The following is a 19856-nucleotide window of genomic DNA, read 5'->3' as shown; positions in this document are numbered from 1 at the left end:
TAGAAAAACTACAAATTTCATAAAAGATCGAGCAGCAACAGAATAGTTTTACCCAAGAATTTGCACGATATTTTGAGAATAACATCACATTATAACTTATACTTCTTGGCATCGATATCATATTGATGAATCTTATAGTTTATTATGCGAAGACTCGTATCGAGGTATTTAGCCGTTTTCGTTTGATTACCATTATTTTTCTTGAGGGCGTCAATTATCAATTCTTTCTCGAAGTTTTCCACAGCGGTGGCAAATGACAGAGGCTTACCGTTTTTATTCGGTTCTGATACCTGCAGGGTTGGCGGAAGGTGTATACCTTTGATGGCATCTTCGTCGCAGATGAGCACCGCTCGTTCTATGCAGTTTTGCAACTCCCTGACATTGCCTGGCCAATGGTACTGGATCAAAAGGTCTATGGCGGAGGTAGAAATCCGTTTAATAGATTTGTCGTTTTCCCGGGCAAATTTTTCAAGAAAAAATTCTGCAAGGAGAAGAATATCGGTTCTTCGCTTGCGCAATGGCGGCAAATAGATCGGAAACACGTTGAGACGATAATAGAGATCTTCGCGAAAAGCGCCGCTGGATACCGCCTTTTCAAGGTCTCGATTCGTCGCCGCAACAAGACGAACGTCGCAGGTGACAGACTTTGTTGAACCAAGACGTTGAAAACATCGTTCCTGTACGACACCAAGTAATTTTATTTGCACAGAATGGCTGATTTCACCGATCTCATCGAGAAAGAGTGTTCCGCCCTCCGCATGTTCGAAGCGACCAATTTTTCGTTCGTGAGCCCCGGTAAACGCACCTTTTTCATGACCGAACAACTCGCTTTCCAGCAACGTTTCCGGTAGCGCGGAACAATTAACAGAGACAAACGGACGATCCTTTCTTTTCCCGTTGTAGTGCAAAGCTTTTGCAACGAGGGTTTTGCCGGTGCCCGACTCACCGCGAAGCAGGACTGTGGCGTTTGAATCGACAACTCGATGTACCATTTCGAATACATCCTGCATTCGACTCGAATTACCGATGATGTCATTTATCCTATTTTTTTCTGACAGTTCTCGTTTTAGTTTAAGATTTTCAGTTCGCAGCCTCTCTTTTTCCTCATTGACGATCTGAATCCGGCGAACGGTTTGAGCGATAATGCTGGATAAAACGGTAAGGAATTGAAGATCTTTGGTTGCTTGATCGCCAAAACCATTCTCGTAGATGCGATCTACACTCAGTGCACCGATGACCTGTTTACCGTCTTTGATAGGGACACACAAAAATGAGCGGTTCGGGTCTACCTTCTCTCCCCGCGAGCGTGTTCGGTTCAAAAAGAGGGGTTCCTCAGAGATGTGGGGCACGATGATCGGCTCTCCGGAGGCGACGACTCGACCTGTGATACCTTCACCTATCCGGTACTTTCCTCGTTTTTTTGCTTCGTCCGTGATGCCGTGAGCAACTTCGATTTCAAGTTTTCCTGTTATCGGGTTGACGATGGTTACCGTGCCGTTCTCCATCGACTTCATGTCTGTGAGATACGACATGGCCTTTGCAAGGCATTCGTTGAGTACAAAAGAAGACGCAAGTTCTTTGGTTATCTCACACAGACAGGTCAAGTCTTGTAAATGACTGTCGGAAAATCGGACTTCATCCATGATAATAACAGGGAAATAACAGCAAGATTGTTTGAAACAACACGGTTGGTGTTACAAAAATGTACCATATCGCTTTTCGCTCCGTCTGGCAATGACATAATATTGACAGAAATATTTCGAGATGGTACAAGGAAAATCCTTCGGAGGGATGGCCGAGTGGTTTAAGGCGGCGGTCTTGAAAACCGTTGTACGAAAGTACCGTGGGTTCGAATCCTACTCCCTCCGCCATAGATGAACGGAGAGATGACCGAGCTGGCCGATGGTGCTCGCCTGCTAAGCGAGTGTGGGGGTTAAACTCCACCGAGGGTTCGAATCCCTCTCTCTCCGCCAAATCTTCCTGAAAGGCATGTTGGCCGCTAATAAAGACGGTTAGCAGCGCACCATCCCCCAAAATATGAATACCGGCAGTTAGAAGCCCCAGAGTAGGGTGCGTTTGATCCACCCTTCCAGGCCGCTTTCATGGCGTACGTGAGCCCATCCCTGTTGTTGTTTGATCGTTTTGAAAACAACGCCGTAATGGGCCATGCCAACAATTTTATACTGTGTCCCCGGGCCACTCCTAATGTTGATTCGCTTGTCTGAATCCTTGTTGGCCTTAACAATCATAAAACCTGTATTTTTAATCAGTGACCTGTGTAACCAGCCGGTATCATTCTCAAAGTCCTCTACTTTGAGCCACTCTCCTTTTTTATCGATTACTCGCAAGGGAAAACCGGAGCCGTATCGCCATTTAACGGAATACGTAGTTCCGGGACCACCTCGCAGGTTGACATCATCCCCGGAAACGCTGACCATTTCAGCACTGGCACGTACCGGGAGAAGTATGAAAAGGAAGACAATAAAAAAAGAGAGAGAGAAAGAGCGATTCAGCATAGCAAAATAGTGAAAGAGATAATGAGGTACGACAGAGGGTAGAAAATTCATCAGGAGTCCGAGGTGAGAACACTCACCAGACGTTCCAGGTCATCCAGAGAGTAATATTCGATTTCAATCTTTCCTCGGTTTCCGTTACGGTTAATAACGACCCGAGAGTTCAGTTTATTAGTTATTTGTGTAGCCAACGCCTTACAATAACTATCAGAAATTTCCTGTTCAACAATGTCCTGTTGAGCTGCAACATTCTCGGTTTGTTTCGGCTTCTTATACTTTCGTATGAGGCTTTCGACCTGTCGGACAGATAAATGTTTTGCGACAATCTGGTCTCGAATTTCTTTGAGGGCTGCTGGATTGTCGACGATTCGCAACAGCGAGCGAGCATGTCCCTCGCTTAAAAAACCGGAAACGACATCGTCGCGGATGTAATCGGGAAGTAACAGGAGGCGAAGCGAATTAGTGATTGTCGAGCGTTTTTTTCCGACCTTTTGAGCGGTTTGTTCCTGGGTGTAACCAAAGCGGTCGATAAGCTTCTTGTATGCTTCTGCCTCTTCAAGGGGGTTCAAGTCTGTTCTCTGAATATTTTCGATGAGAGCTAATTCAAGAAAGGCATCTTCATCCCCAATATTTTGAACAACAACGGGTACGGTCTTAAGACCGGCGATTTTCGAAGCACGGAGTCTTCGCTCACCGGCGATCAACGTATACCTGTTAGCAGAGACCTTTGAAACAATGAGAGGTTGTATAATCCCCTTTTCTATGATCGAGTCGGCAAGCTCCTCAAGTCCTGCTTCGTCAAAGACGAAACGAGGCTGATGCTTATTCGGAACAATTAGTTCGATATCACATTCAAAAAATCGTTCATCGTCGGGGCTGTCTCCAAAGAGTGCACTTACCCCTTGTCCAAGTCCGGTTGTTTTAGCCACGACGAAAATTACCTCTGTCTGTGTAGAAATTCATTGGCAAGGGCGGTATAAGCTGCTGCTCCCGTGGATTTTTGATCGTACTGCATGATCGTTTGGCCGTGGCTCGGACATTCACTGAGCCTGACATTCCTCGGAATGATCGTATTGAAAACCTGATCACCGAAATGATGCGATATTTCAGAGGAAACCTGGTGAGAGAGCTTGTTGCGTGTATCAAACATGGTGAGCAACAAACCGGCAATGAACAGATCGGGATTATATGATTTTTTTACCGACCTGATCGTGTTTATCAATTGAGCCAGTCCTTCCATTGCAAAATATTCACATTGCATAGGAATCAACACGGCATGCGCGGCCGTCAAGGCATTGACGGTGAGCAAACCAAGTGAAGGAGGGCAATCAATAAAGATAAAATCGAAGGAACCCGTTAGTGACTGAATGGTGTTCTTAAGAAATCGCTCCCGGAGGTTCTCATTGATAAGCTCGAGCTCAGCGGCCACAAGGTCAATAGTTGCCGGGATAATAGAAAGATTGGTTACCTCTGTATCCCTAATGACCTCGTCTGCAGGTGTTTCACCACAGAGGGTCTGGTAAAGATGACGCTCCGTTTTGCCCGGTCTGATACCGACACCGCTGGACGCGTTGCCCTGAGGGTCGGAGTCAATTATTAGGACGGCTTTCCCGAGTAAGGCAAGTGCGCAGGAAAGGTTGACTGCTGTCGTTGTTTTTCCAACGCCGCCCTTCTGGTTAGCCACAGCGATAATTGTCGGAACGTTTTGGATCGGCACGGATCACCTCCCTTTAGGTCGTTTCGTTATAAACGGGATTGGCCTACCACTCAAGACCTTTTTGGCCGATTTTTTGAATTCCGTTGAATTGTGCCGAGATTTTTCTAGTAGCGGCGTTTTTTCAATACGAGAACCATTTATCAAACCGTTTTTTGATAAAAACATGAAAGAGGGGCTCAACGAACGATGAAAATCAATGTCTCGGTCGAATCTGCGGGCGAACCTTCAACGTATTTCAGACATCTAGAGATTAGCCTCAGGCAGAACCAGCCGGTCTGGAAGAAGTGATTTGTAATCCATCCATCCCAAAGCATCCATAACTATGTTTATGATATCGGTCACATTTACCAAGAAAATACCGCGACATTATCAAGGAGTCGGTATTTGCTCTGTCTCGATGGTAAGAATGACACGGTTGTGCCGAGCAAGATGCTATTTGTTGTGGCATGAATGTTAAGAAAATGGAATGTATCAATTTTCTCGACCATAGAGAATTGAAACTTCGTCAAACCAAAAACGCCAGGCACTTGACAGAGATTTCCCCTGTTTGGGTAATGACCACAGTATCTACCAATTTTCGCGGCACGATACTTCCAGTTAGGAAATCGGCCGGATAGAGTTACTTTTAGGCCCATTACGGGATCGGCACAGCGAAGATGGAAATCGGTGTCTTAGGAAAAGAACTGTCCCGTCTTGCCGTAACCGCTTACGCTACAGACTGATTGACTGGCCGCCTACCTCTGAAGCCGTCCTGTCCGCGGATCTAAGGGACTGATTAATATCAGGCCTGTCTACGGACCTTCGCGAGGCATAGTCTGCCTGACAGCAACCAGGCCGACAGATCGCTTTTCATACAAAAGCTATCCAATTGAAAGGTAAAGCAGACAACGACAACGTTATACTACCCTCAAGGAAAGACCATCCTTACGTTCGGCGGTTGAGCATCGTGCTCTTGTCTGGTCGGCAGAATCTCAATCAACGCGAACTTATTACAAGCTGTCTCCCGGCCTCGCTGTCAACTCGAGCACGGTGCAACATGGTATCCAAGTAAGCAAGACCAGTCCCCTCAAGTACGATGTCTTTTTTCATATTTCATTATTGTTCTCTGTAATGGTCACGGGTATATAATCCCCCACAGCGGGGCAATCTCGAATATTCTTTTGCATGGTGATGGCGTTTTCTCCGCAAATACGGTATGGGTTGTTTCAGCAGATTCATGGTGCTACTGTTGTTGGCCTACGTGGACGCCCTGTATTAAGGAAGGATGTTTCACGTGAAACATTATTAAGTGAGGTGTTGAGGTGGATTGTGATTTTTTGGTCGTGGGTAGCGGGATTGCCGGGTTGTCCTACGCTTTACGTGTTGCGGATCACGGGAAGGTTATCGTTATAACGAAAAAGGCGGAAAGTGATACGGCGACAAATCTCGCTCAAGGGGGAATCGCTGCGGTTCTCGACGACAGTGACAGTTGCGAGAATCACATAGCAGATACTCTTCTATCTGGAGATGGTTTGTGTGATTACGATGTTGTGAGCCAGGTTGTCTCTGTCGGGCGTGAACGGATAGCTGATTTAATTGGATATGGTGTCCGGTTCGTCACTGAACAGGGAAGTGACCGGTTGAGCTTGGGAAAGGAAGGAGGTCATAGTCATAGGCGGGTGGCTCATGCATATGATCTCACAGGAAAAGAAATAGAAACAGCCTTGCTATACCAGGCAAAACAGCATAACAACATAATATTACAAGAGAATCACACGGCTGTTGACCTTTTGGTCAGTGGCGAAGGGGAAAATCGACGTTGTTTTGGTGCCTATGTGATTGGGCCCGACGACAGGGTTGCACCTTATACGTCGCGGTATACCATTTTGTGTACCGGTGGTGCAGGCAAAGTGTATTTATATACGAGCAACCCTGACATTGCCACCGGAGATGGAGTTGCCCTGGCTTATCGGGCTGGAGCCGATATTGCTAATATGGAATTTGTACAATTCCATCCGACCTGTCTGTTTCATCCGAAAGCAAAGAATTTCCTGATTTCCGAGGCGGTCCGCGGTGAGGGGGCTCGTCTCCTGGACAGTCAAGGGCGTACGTTTATGGATAAATATGATAAAAGAGGTGAGCTTGCCACTCGTGATATTGTCGCACGATCGATAGATCGAGAAATGAAGGAGAGCGGTGCTGATTGTGTCTTTCTCGACCTGCGGCACATGGAGCCCAGTTTCATAAAACAAAGATTTCCGACAATCTATGAACGGTGCTTAAGTTATGGCATCGATATAACGAACGATCTTTTGCCGGTAGTGCCGGCTGCCCACTACCTCTGCGGCGGAGTGTTGGTAAACCATAAAGGTCTTTCTTCGATAGGTTCTTTGTTGGCTCTTGGCGAGGTTTCATGCACCGGGTTGCATGGCGCGAATCGGCTTGCCTCCAATTCACTTCTGGAGGCCGTAGCATATGCCGAGAGGGCCGCCTCCTTTTGTTTAGAGAAGAGGGAGAGCGACAACCGAGTCTGGGAAACTTCAGTGCCTCAATGGCACTCGGGGGGAAGTGAGGAACTCGATGAGGAGGTCATAATTAGCCACAACTGGGATATTATTCGCCGAATCATGTGGAATTATGTGGGAATCGTCAGGAGCGAAAAGCGGTTAGCTTTGGCAAAGCAACGGTTAGTCGAGGTAGTTGCAGAGATTGAAGATCATTATCGCTCCCACCATGTTTCGAAAAACATGATTGAATTGAGAAATATTGGTCATGTCTCCCTGTTGATCGTCGAATCAGCGCGACTGCGCAAGGAGTCGCGCGGGTTGCACTTCTGTCTCGATTACCCGGATAAATCGAACGATTTCCTGCATTGGACGGTGTTGAAACGTCGTCATGATGGAAAGCCGTGGGAATTTTCGGTAAAAAAATTGCCGTTCATTTTAGCGCCAACTGATAGCGAAGTACGGTAATGAATAGGGGGGCGAAAAAAAGCCGCATCAGAATTTGTCCTGATGCGGCGTATCAGTGGCGTCCCCAACCGGATTTGAACCGGTGTTGCCGGCGTGAAAGGCCGGTGTCCTGGACCTGACTAGACGATGGGGACCGTCATTTTCTGGTGGGTCGTGTTGGACTCGAACCAACGACTCTCTGCTTAAAAGGCAGATACTCTACCGACTGAGTTAACGACCCTGTGAGGCACTGTTATTTACTAAAGAGACGTACCCGTGTCAAGGAAAAATGTCCGCAAGCTCGTTCGCACGGGCATTCCGGCGCAGGTTCACCCGGCCAATCTTGAGTGAAAAAAGATAATTCAGCGCGATCGAGTTTTGTTCACGACTTGTGACAATGGCCAGACAATGATATAAATCAATCCTTCTGTTTCGCAATTGCTGGCAGCGGTTGTTCGCTGATCCGTCCGATTCTTTTTTTGGGAAGGTGCCTTCATGGGCTTAATGAGTGGTTCGGCAAGTTTTGTACGGTTTGCCGTTACGGGTGATTTGCCCGAAAACCCTTTGGAATTCATAGCCAGGCGAATTTCGGCCTATGCTTTTCGCGATATCGACGAGACGACCGATGAGTATTCAGTCGGCTGGGTTTCGGTACTCAATATGTTCGATGCGGCCTTTGAGTATGCTTCGTTTCGTAACGGGGATTACATTGTCCTTTCGCTGCGCACAGATGAAAGAAAGGTCTCACCGGCCGTGCTAAAAAAGTTTATCGCCAAGGAAGAAGAGCGTGTTCGGAGACAGCGGCAGATCCCTAAACTGGGTAGGGCGGCACGGATTGAAATTAAAGAGCGGGTCAGAGCGGAGTTGACGGCTAAGGCAATACCGGTACCGACGGTTTATGATCTTTGCTGGAACCTTTCCGATAACAGCCTGCTTTTTTTTACAACTAACAAAAAGGCCCACACGGTACTTGAAGATTATTTCAAGGATTGTTTCGGCTTGCTGCTCGTTCAGCAAATACCCTATAATACTGCTGAAAAGTTACTCGTTTCGGAGTCACCTGTTCCTTTGGAGTCGATGAGTCCGCAACTTTTTATCTGATCAGCCGTCACGATCAATCGTTGGTTTGCCAAACATACCATTCCAGAGGCGTATGCCGCCCACGGCCGTGCTACTGAAGGGCTAAGCGTTTGCCGGGAGAGAGGTGATTCATCCATGGATCTTGTCGATTTAATAACAGAAAAAAGATTTTTCGGGCAAGAATTTCTGACCTGGCTCTGGTGGAAGAGCGAAGAGCGGGGCGGATCTGTTGAAATACCGGGAGTTGGCGATATCGCCGTCGTCTTTGAAAAACACATGCTTCTTGAAATCGGGGAAGCCGAATATAGTGAACGCTTGGTCTGCAGCGGACTCCAGACAGAGCTGAGAGAAGCGCGAACCGGGCTCAGAACCGGCAAAAAGCTCGAACAGGCGCGAATTCATATCGTTAAGGGAGAATACGAGTGGAATGTAACACTTGGCGCGTCTCTTTTCGAGTATCGAAGCGTTCGACCACCGAAAACTGCCGCCTCTTCGGCTGATCAGACAGCACCTCCCGAGGAGACGGAGGGAATGATCCTGGAGAAGATCTTTCTCTTTGAGGAGTTGGTCCGCATCATCGATGACTTGTTTCGCCTCTATCTTGAGGTCCGAGCCGGGAGCGAATGGCCAACCGAACTCAGCCAGATCAGGCACTGGGTTGAGAAAGCAGACGCAAAAATGTAAGAGTCGGTGCGTGTTAACGGCTCACCCGACACGGTTTGTTTCCCCTGACTAGACGAGTGGCGTGGGCCGGTCACATATTTACGGGAACCTTGAAAAATTATCATTTCATCCAAGCTCATCGTTGCGCAATCAAATTTTATCTTCTGAATATCAAGCATATACCTGCGGTAAAATTTTCTTGCGCGCCTCAATCTTGAACGAAATTCCGAATTTTTCTAGCTCCCTTAACACAGTAGGAAGGATCGTATGGATTTTGAAACGGTTATCGGTCTTGAGATTCATGCTCAAGTAAAAACCGAGTCGAAAATATTCTGTGGTTGTTCAACCGCGTTCGGTTCACCGCCGAACACGCATACGTGTCCCGTATGCCTCGGTTTACCGGGGGTACTGCCGGTGTTGAACAAAAAGGTTGTGGATTGCGCGATCAAAGTTGGCCTGGCAACCAATGCCCAGATTCGTGCCACCAGCCAGTTTGCCCGGAAGAACTATTTTTATCCGGACCTGCCGAAAGGATACCAGACTTCGCAATTTGACAAGCCGATCATTGAGCACGGTTTTATCGATATAGAAACGCAGGGTATCAGTCGACGCATCGGAATTACCCGAATTCATATGGAGGAGGATGCCGGCAAGCTGATACATGATGAACGGGATCCTCATTCCTTCGTCGATTTGAATCGTACCGGCACCCCCTTACTGGAAATCGTCTCTGAACCGGATATCCGCTCCCCCCAGGAAGCAGCTGCGTACTTGAAAAAGATCCATGCAATCCTGCGCTACCTGGATGTCTGCGACGGAAATATGCAGGAAGGGAGTTTTCGTTGCGATGCAAATATCTCGCTCAGACCGGTCGGTCAACAGGAATTGGGCACGCGGACGGAGCTGAAGAACATGAATTCATTTCGCAACGTTCAGGCGGCCCTGGAATATGAGCAGCGTCGGCAACGAGACCTCCTGCTGGAAAGTGAGCCGGTAGTTCAGCAAACCCTGCTGTGGAATCCTGATACCGGAAAAACGGAATCCATGCGCGGCAAGGAAGACGCACACGACTATCGCTATTTCCCGTGTCCGGATCTTGTTCCGGTTACCCTTACCGAGCAGTGGATTGAGCAGATAAGGGTGACCCTGCCGGAGCTTCCCGACGATCGCCGACGGCGCTTTATCGAGGTTTACGGCCTATCCGATTATGATGCCCTCCTGCTCACCGAGTCCCGTGAACGGGCGGACTATTTCGAGGCGGTAGTCCAGCGGTTCCGGGATGCTAAAAAGGTAGCCAATTGGGTCTTGACCGAGCTGCTCAAGGAGGTCAAGGGAGGCGATATTGCGGACTGCCAGGTCACCCCTGAAATGCTTGCGGAGCTGCTTGATCTGATCGAGAGCGGGGCAATCAGCGGCAAAATCGCCAAAACGATACTGAGCGAGATGCTTGTCAACGGCACCGATGCCGCAACGATCGTCAAGGAAAAGAATCTACTCCAGGTTTCCGACGAAGACGAATTACGGCTCGTGATTCGTTCGATTATCCAGGATAACCCGCAACAGGTGGCCGAGTTTCGTGGCGGCAAACAAAAATTACTGGGATATTTTGTCGGTCAGGTTATGCAACAAACCAAAGGAAAGGCCAACCCGAAACTCGTTAACGATCTGCTTACCAAGGAGTTGGCCGGCTAGAACAATGGATCACGAGCACTGGCAAACCAGAGGGGCGGGACATCGCGCCAGACTCCGTGATCGCTTCCTTGAGCATGGCTTGCCTGCGTTGGCCGATGCGGAAGTGTTGGAGTTGCTGCTTTCTTTTGGTACGCCGCGGAAAGATTGCAAAGTGCAGTCGCGGGCCCTGTTGAAACGGTTCGGTAGCTTTGCGGCGGTTCTTGACGCCGAAATCGGAGAGTTGCGGGACGTTGAGGGAGTCGGGCCGAAGAACAGTTTTGCCCTGTCGTTTATAAAGGCCGCCGCTGATCGTTATCTGCAGTCCCGGTTACGCAACAAGTCATATATTACCTCATCACAAGACGTAACCAATTACCTCCTGCACTCGATGCGCGGGTTGCAGCGGGAAGTCTTCACCGTCCTCTATCTCGATTCTTCGCTGGCGATCATCGATTCCGAGGTGGTTGCCGAAGGGACGGTAAACGTCAACACCGTTTATCCCCGTGAAATCGTGCGACGGGCCCTGGCACACAATGCCGCTGCGTTGGTGGTCGCTCATAATCATCCATCCGGCTCCGTTTCCCCTTCCGCCCAGGATCGAACGCTTACCAGGACGCTCTGTTTGCTCTGCTCGTTGATGCACATCAGGCTACTCGACCACCTCATTATCGGCGATGGTTGCTTCAGTTTTGCCGATGAAGGGATTATGGCCGAGATCGGTGGCTGGTGTACTTCGGTCTGTCAGTCTCACGAGAGCAGTAAGTTTCTGTGACGAGCCTCTACCTGCACATCCCTTTTTGCTCCAGCAAGTGTCACTATTGCTCGTTTGCTTCGATAGCCGGCTATGATCATTTGCATGCACGATATTGTCGCGCCTTGATGCGGGAGATCGAAATGACGCCGGCGGCATTGCGGCGCACCCTCAGCACGCTCTTTATCGGCGGCGGAACTCCGACTGTCCTGGATGATTTACTGCTCCACCAGATTCTCACTGCCTGTGCTGATGTGTTCGGCTTTGCTGATGATGCCGAAATAACCCTTGAGAGCAATCCGGAATCGCTTGTCGAGCGTGACCTCGATGAATTGCGCCGATACGGCGTCAACCGGCTTTCCATTGGTGTCCAGTCGTTCAACACAGAGGAATTGGCGCTGCTCGGACGTGTCCATGATGCTCACCAGGCTGAGCGTGCCGTTCAGGTCGCTCGTCGATCGGGTATCGACACGATTAGCCTGGATATGATGTATGGCTTGCCGGGGCAAACAACGGCAAGCTGGCGCGATTCGCTGTCTCGGGCCATCGAGTGCTCGCCGGAGCATCTGTCGATTTATCAGTTGAGCATCGATGACAAAACGCCCTTCTTCCGCCTGCATCGTCGAGGTGAACTGCATCTGCCGGATGAGGATCAGATCCTGGCCATGGATGACATCACCATGGAACTTTGTACGCTGGCCGGGTTCGAACAGTATGAAGTATCAAACTTTCGGCAGCCGGGCTGTGGTTGTCGTCACAATCTGGTGTATTGGCGCAACGAGGAGTACCTCGGCTGCGGAGCGGCGGCGGTGAGTTACCTGAACGGCGAGCGATGCGGCCGAATAGCTGACCCGCGCAGTTATTGCGAACTCATCGAGGCCGGCACGTCGCCTGTTTTCTCACGGGAACGCTTGGATCGGCAGGCCTCCTTTCGGGAAACGGTAATAATGGGATTACGGCTTAATGAAGGAATTTCGGACGATCGTCTTGATCAACGCTTCGGTTGTCGACTGCAAGATATCTACGGAGCTGAGCTCGACACCCTCTCCGCCGACGGACTGCTGTATCGTGACGGGGTGCGCTGGCGGCTGACCACCCGTGGCCGTAAACTGGCCAACGTCGTTATGCGGGAGTTGGTTTAGCGGCAGCCGGCCCATCGTGTCCGGGCGTAACACCGCTCCGTTCGATTCGACAGAAGTTGAGTGTGGCATGCACGGTCAGCAAGGGAAAGAGCAGGGCCATGAGCAACACGTTGGCAACCGGGATCATGCCGATCAGTGCCGGCAGGATCCCGAGCCGGAGGCTGGCGGCAAGGTTGTTGCGCAGCCAGGAAAGCTTGCGGCTCAGATGCCATCGCTTCCGTGAAGAGGGATAATCGATGAACATCAGGGTAGCGTAACAAGTATAGAGAAAGACCACGGCCAACTGACCAAACAGCGGGATAAAGCTGATCAGTAGCGCGACAATGGTCAGGACAATGCCGAACCCGGCAATCTTCATCCCTTCTAGTAGATCGCGGCAGATGCCGGCGATACTCAACCCGCCGTCGTCTTCAAAGGCGTCGCCGAGATAGCGTTTTTCCGCAGCAGCGCTGAGAAAAGAGTAAAACGGAGAGGTAAGGGTATAGGCGAGCAGGAACGCCACGAAAAACGAGATAACCCGGGAAACGAAGAGAAATAATGCAGTGGCGAGCCACCAGCCGCTGTACTTCAGCCAGCCAAGCCAGCCTTCGCGGACCGGTTCGGCGGTAAGAAACGAACCGGTCAGAGAATCGATCAGGTCGGTGGTCATGAGAAAGCCGAGCCAGGTCAGCAGTACGGTAGCCAATGTCAGACCAAGCGACCAGCCGATCAGGCTAGTGCTGCGTAGCAGAAAGGAGAGTGAGCTCCCCAGGGAAATCCACTTCGACGTCTTGAACTGGGCTTGCGACATATCTGTTAACCAGTCGAAAAGGTGCGTTTTTACGAGAAATAATCCTTAACAAGCAATCCTGCTCTTGGTACAGTTGCAAACGATAGGCACTGACTCCTTCCAGTAAAGCTCCAAAAAAAGAAATCTCGCGAGCCTTTTGCAAAACTTAGATTTTCGTTCAAAATCAAGGCATGCGAAAAATTTTACCGCAGGCATATACATGATATTCCGAGGATAAAATTTTGAGCATAACGCAGAGTTTGGGCGAAAAGATTGTTTTGCAAATGGCTCTCGCTACAGGACAACGTGATGGCGACTCGAAAAAAACAGGAAAAAACAGTGTTCACCTGTCGTGAGTGCGGCCATGAAAGTGGTCGCTGGTTTGGCCGCTGCCCGGCATGCGGGCAGTGGGAAAGTCTCATCGAACACCGCCGACCGGCTGCCGCAGCGAAACTTCGCCGAACCTCCTCGCCGGCTGCGCCGCTGCCTTTGACGGCGGCGCCGGATCAGGACAGTGAGCGGGTAATAATCGGCATCAACGAGATGGATCGGGTGCTCGGTGGCGGCATTGTTCCCGGCTCCGTGGTACTGATCGGCGGTGACCCGGGGATCGGCAAGTCGACGCTGCTGCTGCAGATCCTCTCGGCGCTGGCGGTTCAGGGACATACGGTACTCTACGTCTCCGGCGAAGAGTCGGCTCATCAAATCAAATTGCGGGCGCGGCGACTATCGGCCCTGCATGACAACCACTTGCTTGCCACCGAAAATTCGGTTGAACAGATCAGTGCGATGACGAGAGAGGTCAGACCGTCGTTGTTGGCCGTTGATTCTATTCAGACCCTGAGTTGTGCCGATTATCCGTCGGCCCCCGGTTCGGTCACGCAGGTCCGTGAATCGGCTGCAGTACTTCTCGAACTGGCGAAAACCGAGAATATTCCGGTTATCCTGGTCGGCCACGTGACCAAGGAGGGGGTCTTGGCGGGGCCACGTATCCTGGAGCACATGGTGGATACGGTACTCTATTTCGAGGGTGAACGGAGCCATGCCTTCAGAATTTTACGGACAGTGAAAAACCGATTTGGCTCGACCAACGAAATCGGTGTCTTTGAAATGAAGGAAGAAGGGTTGGTGCCGGTGGCCAACCCGTCCGAGCTGTTTCTTGCCGAACGGCCCCTCGATGTTGCCGGTTCGGTGGTGCTGGCCAGCTTGGAGGGAACCCGCCCGATTCTTGTCGAAGTGCAGGCCCTGGTGAGTCCGACCAACCTGGGAACGGCCAGGAGAACCGCCGCCGGTGCAGATCCCCAGCGTCTGGCGCTGCTCTGCGCGGTACTGGAAAAGAAGGCCGGGATGGATTTCTATGGGCACGATATATTTCTCAATATCGCCGGCGGAATCCGTATCGATGAGCCGGCTCTTGACCTGGGTGTCATCGGGGCGCTTGCCTCGAGTCTCCTCGATAAGCCGGTTGCCGCCGATACAGTGGTCTGCGGAGAAGTCGGCTTGGCCGGGGAGATCAGGGCTGTCGGCAACATGGAGCAGCGGGTCCGGGAGGCCGAGAGAATCGGTTTTTCGCGGTTCCTGATGCCGCGGACCAATGTCGAGCGCATCAGGAATCGTTCCACCCTCGAGCCGATCGGGGTTGCAACGATCCAAGAATTTCTTACCGTATTGTTTGATGGGAAGTGAATTTTAGAAGAGGAGACGGGGAGCATGGATTTCAAGAAACTGGTTGTTTCGGCCTGGCAGCAGACGGTTAGCTTCATCGGGCCGGTTCTGTTGGTCACCTTTGTTCAGATGGTATTGATCATCATCAGTCTCGGTATCTTGGCGCCGGTAACCACCGCCGGCTACGTTCAGTCACTGCTGCGCGCCGTTCGGGAGGGGCGACCGCCGGAGATCGGCGATCTCTTTTCCCAGATGCGGCTCTTTTTACCGCTGCTGTTTTTCTTTGCCTGCGCCGCGATTCTGATCTTTATCGGCTTTTCGCTACTGGTGTTGCCCGGTTTTGTTGTTGCGGCCTTTATCGCCTTTGCAGCCTTCTACATGCTGCCGCTGATGACCGACAAGGGCTATGGCATGATCGACGCTCTGAAACGATCCTGGGATATCGCCACGACCGCGCCGGTCAACGATCACATCGTCGTGACCATTATCTACGTGGCTATTGTTTCGCTCGGTGGTTCGTTGCCCTTTGCCTTTTTGATCACCCAGCCGCTGGCCACGTTTATCCTGGTCGGTGCCTACCAGGAGCGGGTGGTCATGATCGATGGCCCCTCGGAACAATCCGTTTCCAAGCCACCACCGCCACCACCGCCTCATTCTACAGAGGGCGAACCTAAACAAGCTGAGGCCGACGCGGGAGAGGGGACAAATGATAAACCATAATGATCACCACACCGAGCACAATGCGGAGGATCATACCGTTTACTACCGGGTGGGGCTGTTTTTCCTGGCCGTGCTGGCCGTGATTGTTCTGCTTTCTATCGCCAATTGAGCAAGCAAGAAGAGCTGCCCTCAGGCAGGCGACGGCAGCGGCGCGACGGGAAAGAGAATACCGATACCGACCGGGGTCATACTCGGTGTTGAACTTTATCAGGAGAAAGCGACAAGATGGCAGAAAAACCGACTATTTTGAAACCGGACGAAGACATTGATATCGATCAGGATTCCGAGGATCAAAAGGCCAATAATACATCTCTGGTTCCGGCGCGCGATGTGCTGCCGGAAATGCTATTGATCATTCCGCTCTTCGATCGACCAATGTTTCCCAAGATGATGGGACCCATCGTCGTTGAAGATCAACGACTTCAAGAATCGATCCACGAGGCACACGAAAAAGGCGTGCCGATCTATCTCGGTCTGTTGCTCGTTCAACCGACGGAAACCGGTGGTATGGTCCAATCTCCGCAATCAATCGAGGATTTCCATTCGGTTGGTGTGGTGGCAAAAGTCGTGCAGATTTCCGCGAAGACACCGGACCAGCCGTTACAACTGGTGGCCCAAGCCCAGGAGCGATTCCTGGTCAAGGAACTGATCAGGGAAAAGCCGGTTTTCAAGGCGCGTGTCCAATACTTGCATGAAGATCGACAGGAGTCAAGCGAGGAGTTGAAGGCGTATTCAGTGGCGATCATCGATTGCATCAAGGAATTGGTGACACTTAACCCGCTGTTCAAAGAGGGGCTCGGCTTGCTGCTTGAACGAATCAATGTCAGCGACCCGAGTGCCTTGGCCGATTTTGCCGCCTCAATGACCACCTCTTCCGGTCCGGAATTGCAGACCATCCTGGAAACGGCACCGGTTCGCCAGCGACTGGAACGAGTCTTGATCCTGCTCAAAAAGGAAATCGAGATTTCCAAACTGAAGGCGGATATTTCCAAGCGGATCGAAGAGCGTTTGTCGAAGCAGCAACGGGAGTTCTTTCTCAAGCAGCAATTGCGGGAAATCAAAAAAGAGCTGGGTATCGCCAAAGATGATACGGAAAGCGAACTGGAGAAATTCGAAAAACGGCTCAAGCAGCTCAAGCCGCCACCTGAGGCAAAGGAACGGATCGACGAGGAGATGGAAAAGCTCAAGTTGCTGGAGCCGTCTTCCGCCGAATTTAACGTTACCAGGGCCTATCTGGATTGGCTGACCATCCTGCCATGGGGGGTATACACCAAAGATAATTACGATATCACCAAGGCGGAAAAGGTCCTCAACCAGGATCACTACGGTCTGGAGGAGGTCAAGGAACGTATTCTCGAATTGATTTCAGTGGGCATCGTCAAGGGTGATCTGTCCGGCTCTATCATTTTGCTCGTCGGCCCTCCCGGAGTCGGCAAGACCTCGGTCGGACAGTCCATCGCCCGGGCCATCGGCCGCCAGTTTTATCGCTTCTCCCTGGGTGGTATGCGTGACGAAGCGGAGATCAAGGGTCATCGGCGCACCTATATCGGCGCCATGCCGGGTAAATTTATTCAGGCGATCAAGACCTGCAAGACCGCCAATCCGCTGATCATGCTCGACGAGATCGATAAAATCGGTGCAAGCTTCCGCGGGGATCCGGCTTCAGCCTTGCTCGAGGTGCTCGATCCGGAACAGAACCGGGATTTTCTCGATCATTATCTCGATGTCCGTTTCGACCTCTCCAAGGTTTTGTTCATCTGCACCGCTAACCAGATGGAGACCATCCCCGGTCCACTCATCGACCGGATGGAGATGATTCGGCTACCGGGCTACATCCAGGCGGAAAAAGTGGAAATCGCCCGGCGGCACCTATTGCCGAAACAATTGAAATTACACGGCCTGGACAAGAAACAGGTGGCCATTTCCCGTCCGGTAATCAGTGCCATCGTTGATGGCTACGCCCGTGAAGCCGGGGTCCGGAACCTTGAAAACCGGATCAAGAAGATCCTCCGCAAGGTCGCCAAGGACTTGGTCACCGAGCCGGACAAGACAGTAAAGGTCAAGATAGCCGATCTTCCGGCCCTGCTCGGCCGCAAGGTTTTCTCCGACGAGAAGATCTTCAGCAAGCCGCGGGTCGGCGTGGTAACCGGGCTGGCGTATACCAGCAACGGCGGTGCGACCCTACATATCGAAGCAGCCTCGGTCGCCACCGGCACAGCGGGTTTTAAGCAGACCGGGCAATTGGGCCAAGTGATGATTGAATCGTCTGAAATTGCATATAGTTATGTCCGGTCCCTGTTCGTCGATAACGAAGAGCGGATGGAGTTTTTCCGGAAGAACTATATCCACCTGCATGTACCGGCCGGTGCCACGCCGAAAGACGGACCTTCGGCCGGTATCACCATGGCCTGCGCGCTTTACTCACTTGCCGTCGGCAAACCGATTGTCGCCGACACGGCGATGACCGGCGAGTTGACTCTCAGCGGCATGGTCATGCCGATCGGCGGGGTCAAGGAAAAGGTGATCGCGGCGACCAGGGCAAAGCTCAAGCAGGTGATTCTTCCGGAGGAAAACAAAGAGGATTTTGAATTGCTGCCGGACCATATCCGGGAAGGGGTGACTGCCCGCTTTGTCCAGTCTTTTCAGGACGTACTGAACATCTGTTTTCCCGCCGAGAATTAAGACGACCGACCGGTCTGCACAACACGCCGACACCTCCTCGCTTGCAAAAGCGGTGTCGGTGTGTTGTCGTTCCTATCATCTGGTGTCGTGCCTCCCGATTGACCCGTGCCTCTGCAACAGGCACGGCGTATCTCGTTTGACATTGAAATGGCGGTAAGTATACAATAACGAGGGAACCGGATCGTGCACACGGTTCGGCTCCACAGACGGCGATGGACGGGGGCGGGGGAACGACCAACCGGTTCGCTGAAAGAGTTCTGTTGTGCCTGACCAGGAGAAACCATGAAGCCCGACCGGGAGACCGAGGGAACGCGGGAAGTGGTGATCATGCTGACCGATATGGTTGGCTATTCACGATTGACCAGCGATATGACACCCGATGGTGTTCGTGATTTTGTTGTTGACTACCACCGGAGCTTAGCGCGGGTCATCAGGAGGGATGCCTATGAACCGGTTGAAATCGAGCCGTCAGCCGGCGACGGGGCCCTGATCCTGTTTGGCAAGCGTGGTGATGACGATGTATCTTCTATCGGTCGCCGGGCCCTGGCGGCTGCCGTCGATCTCGGTTATGCCGTTACCAGAGGAGAGGTGGCAAAGACTCGGATCGGTTTGTTCAAAGGAGATATTGTTGAAGCCCAAATAAACGGGAAAAAGGCGAAATTCGGAGCCGGGTTCGCCGTCGCCAGTCGGCTTGAGGAACTTTGCGACTATTTCGATATCCCTTTGCTGATGGATCGGGATATTGCGATGATGCAGGATGACGACCCATCGCTGGTCTGCATAGGCCGGGTTACCCCGCTGAACCTCAACCACCCACTCCACCTTCTGACCGTATACCGCCCCGGCCTCCACCATATACCGGCCGACGTTGAGGTTGGTGCGTTGAACCACTTCATTGCTCAGAAAAACGAGGCGATCGAATTGTTTTGCGGCAACAAGCTGCTCGGCATCGACCCGGACTTTCCGGAAGTAAAACGCAGACTGGAGCGGGCCAAGGAGATCTTCTACCGTCTTTGCGGTTCGGTGGATATGGCCACGGAACGGATCCTGGAATACATCAGGGATACCCCGTATCCGGCCCAGGATTTCCGGCAACTGGGTATGAAGGTGCTTGGTTCAAAGCAGGATAAGCTCGGGGTACGGTTGTTTCACCTGTCCAGTGAACTGCTCAAGGCGATCGATGAAGAATTCTACAACGCACTGGTGATCGACACCGACTGGGAGAATTATTTCGCTCTGGAGTGGCGCAAGCATGGTGACGTGATCTTCAGGATGAACGACGAGGCGGACGGTATTTATTATATCAACAGCGGCTCGGTGGTGACTCTCGATGAAAATGACCGGGTTATCGTAACGCTGGGGGCCGGCAATATTTTTGGAGAGATGGCTTATTTTTCCAGGGAACGAAAGCGAAACGCCACGGTTGTCGCGGCCAGTGACCTGGTTCTGCGTAAAATTTCGACCGGCGATTTCGAAAAACTGCCGGTTATCCAGAAAATTTTTAAACGCATCGCCGCTCAGCGGCAGACGGAAGGAGACGGTGCCGCCTGAGA

The 19856-nt window shown here is 51.4% G+C and carries 16 protein-coding genes and 4 tRNA genes; 13 read left to right on the top strand and 7 right to left on the bottom strand.

Going from position 1 to position 19856, the window contains the following annotated elements:
* Positions 1 to 89 precede the first annotated feature (89 nt).
* Positions 90 to 1643, bottom strand: a complete 1554-nt coding sequence (locus BUC26_RS11730; RefSeq protein ID WP_073376229.1) for a sigma-54 interaction domain-containing protein — start codon at positions 1641 to 1643, stop codon at positions 90 to 92.
* 142 nt (positions 1644 to 1785) lie between these two features.
* On the opposite strand from BUC26_RS11730, the gene BUC26_RS11725 reads away from it, so the two are divergent.
* Together BUC26_RS11725 and BUC26_RS11720 are read left to right on the top strand one after the other, a co-directional pair.
* Positions 1786 to 1871, top strand: a tRNA-Ser gene (locus BUC26_RS11725).
* Between the two features lie 9 nt (positions 1872 to 1880).
* A tRNA-Ser gene (locus BUC26_RS11720) sits at positions 1881 to 1973 on the top strand.
* A gap of 78 nt (positions 1974 to 2051) precedes the next feature.
* On the opposite strand, the gene BUC26_RS11715 is transcribed toward BUC26_RS11720, so the two are convergent.
* The 3 genes from BUC26_RS11715 to BUC26_RS11705 are packed head-to-tail and all read right to left on the bottom strand — an operon-like array spanning position 2052 to position 4224.
* Positions 2052 to 2567 (bottom strand): SH3 domain-containing protein, encoded by a 516-nt coding sequence (locus BUC26_RS11715; RefSeq protein WP_244155841.1) that lies wholly within the window; start codon positions 2565 to 2567, stop codon positions 2052 to 2054.
* Positions 2567 to 3442: a ParB/RepB/Spo0J family partition protein gene (locus BUC26_RS11710; protein WP_073376227.1), complete on the bottom strand. Its 876-nt coding sequence runs from the start codon at positions 3440 to 3442 to the stop codon at positions 2567 to 2569. The genes BUC26_RS11715 and BUC26_RS11710 overlap by 1 nt, the downstream gene beginning before the upstream one ends.
* 8 nt (positions 3443 to 3450) lie before the next feature.
* Positions 3451 to 4224 carry a ParA family protein gene (locus BUC26_RS11705; protein ID WP_143165995.1) on the bottom strand — a complete coding sequence of 258 codons (774 nt, stop codon included), beginning with the start codon at positions 4222 to 4224 and terminating at the stop codon, positions 3451 to 3453.
* A gap of 1307 nt (positions 4225 to 5531) precedes the next feature.
* Here BUC26_RS11705 and nadB point away from each other — a divergent pair.
* Positions 5532 to 7181 (top strand): L-aspartate oxidase, encoded by a 1650-nt coding sequence (gene nadB / locus BUC26_RS11700; RefSeq protein ID WP_073376225.1) that lies wholly within the window; start codon positions 5532 to 5534, stop codon positions 7179 to 7181.
* 56 nt (positions 7182 to 7237) lie between these two features.
* On the opposite strand, the gene BUC26_RS11695 is transcribed toward nadB, so the two are convergent.
* Positions 7238 to 7315 (bottom strand) — tRNA-Glu (locus tag BUC26_RS11695).
* A gap of 10 nt (positions 7316 to 7325) precedes the next feature.
* Positions 7326 to 7401 (bottom strand) — tRNA-Lys (locus BUC26_RS11690).
* 254 nt (positions 7402 to 7655) lie between these two features.
* Here BUC26_RS11690 and rdgC point away from each other — a divergent pair.
* From rdgC to hemW, 5 genes are all read left to right on the top strand, one after another.
* Positions 7656 to 8261, top strand: a complete 606-nt coding sequence (gene rdgC / locus BUC26_RS11685; RefSeq protein ID WP_073376223.1) for a recombination-associated protein RdgC — start codon at positions 7656 to 7658, stop codon at positions 8259 to 8261.
* A 114-nt stretch (positions 8262 to 8375) separates the two neighbouring features.
* Entirely contained in the window at positions 8376 to 8924 is a 549-nt protein-coding gene (locus BUC26_RS11680) for a hypothetical protein (protein ID WP_073376221.1), read from the top strand.
* A gap of 246 nt (positions 8925 to 9170) precedes the next feature.
* The gene (gene gatB / locus BUC26_RS11675; RefSeq protein ID WP_073376219.1) at positions 9171 to 10595 is read left to right on the top strand and encodes an Asp-tRNA(Asn)/Glu-tRNA(Gln) amidotransferase subunit GatB; all 1425 of its coding nucleotides are present in this window, start codon (positions 9171 to 9173) and stop codon (positions 10593 to 10595) included.
* A 4-nt stretch (positions 10596 to 10599) separates the two neighbouring features.
* Positions 10600 to 11346 carry a RadC family protein gene (gene radC / locus BUC26_RS11670; RefSeq protein ID WP_073376217.1) on the top strand — a complete coding sequence of 249 codons (747 nt, stop codon included), beginning with the start codon at positions 10600 to 10602 and terminating at the stop codon, positions 11344 to 11346.
* Positions 11343 to 12467 carry a radical SAM family heme chaperone HemW gene (gene hemW / locus BUC26_RS11665; RefSeq protein WP_073376215.1) on the top strand — a complete coding sequence of 375 codons (1125 nt, stop codon included), beginning with the start codon at positions 11343 to 11345 and terminating at the stop codon, positions 12465 to 12467. The genes radC and hemW overlap by 4 nt, the downstream gene beginning before the upstream one ends.
* Here the strand turns inward: hemW and BUC26_RS11660 are convergent.
* Complete coding sequence (locus tag BUC26_RS11660; protein WP_073376213.1) at positions 12448 to 13257, bottom strand: EI24 domain-containing protein; 810 nt, start codon at positions 13255 to 13257, stop codon at positions 12448 to 12450. The genes hemW and BUC26_RS11660 overlap by 20 nt on opposite strands.
* Before the next feature lie 288 nt (positions 13258 to 13545).
* Between BUC26_RS11660 and radA the strand changes: the two genes are divergently transcribed.
* The 5 genes from radA to BUC26_RS11640 all read left to right on the top strand — a co-directional run bounded on the left by radA (position 13546) and on the right by BUC26_RS11640 (position 19854).
* Positions 13546 to 14922 carry a DNA repair protein RadA gene (gene radA, locus BUC26_RS11655; protein ID WP_073376211.1) on the top strand — a complete coding sequence of 459 codons (1377 nt, stop codon included), beginning with the start codon at positions 13546 to 13548 and terminating at the stop codon, positions 14920 to 14922.
* A gap of 24 nt (positions 14923 to 14946) precedes the next feature.
* The gene (locus tag BUC26_RS11650; RefSeq protein ID WP_073376210.1) at positions 14947 to 15621 is read left to right on the top strand and encodes a hypothetical protein; all 675 of its coding nucleotides are present in this window, start codon (positions 14947 to 14949) and stop codon (positions 15619 to 15621) included.
* Complete coding sequence (locus BUC26_RS24415; protein ID WP_279626289.1) at positions 15608 to 15730, top strand: hypothetical protein; 123 nt, start codon at positions 15608 to 15610, stop codon at positions 15728 to 15730. The genes BUC26_RS11650 and BUC26_RS24415 overlap by 14 nt, the downstream gene beginning before the upstream one ends.
* A 116-nt stretch (positions 15731 to 15846) precedes the next feature.
* A complete protein-coding gene (gene lon, locus BUC26_RS11645; protein ID WP_073376208.1) occupies positions 15847 to 18303 on the top strand; it encodes an endopeptidase La in 2457 nt (818 codons plus the stop codon).
* 282 nt (positions 18304 to 18585) lie between these two features.
* Positions 18586 to 19854, top strand: coding sequence for a cyclic nucleotide-binding domain-containing protein (locus tag BUC26_RS11640; RefSeq protein WP_073376206.1), 1269 nt, complete (start codon positions 18586 to 18588; stop codon positions 19852 to 19854).
* Positions 19855 to 19856: the final 2 nt, after the last annotated feature.

It is taken from the genome of Desulfofustis glycolicus DSM 9705, assembly GCF_900130015.1.
In the GTDB taxonomy this organism is placed as follows: Bacteria; Desulfobacterota; Desulfobulbia; order Desulfobulbales; family Desulfocapsaceae; genus Desulfofustis; species Desulfofustis glycolicus.
Note: the sequence above shows the minus strand (reverse complement) of the source record. Positions and strands in the feature narration are given on the sequence as shown.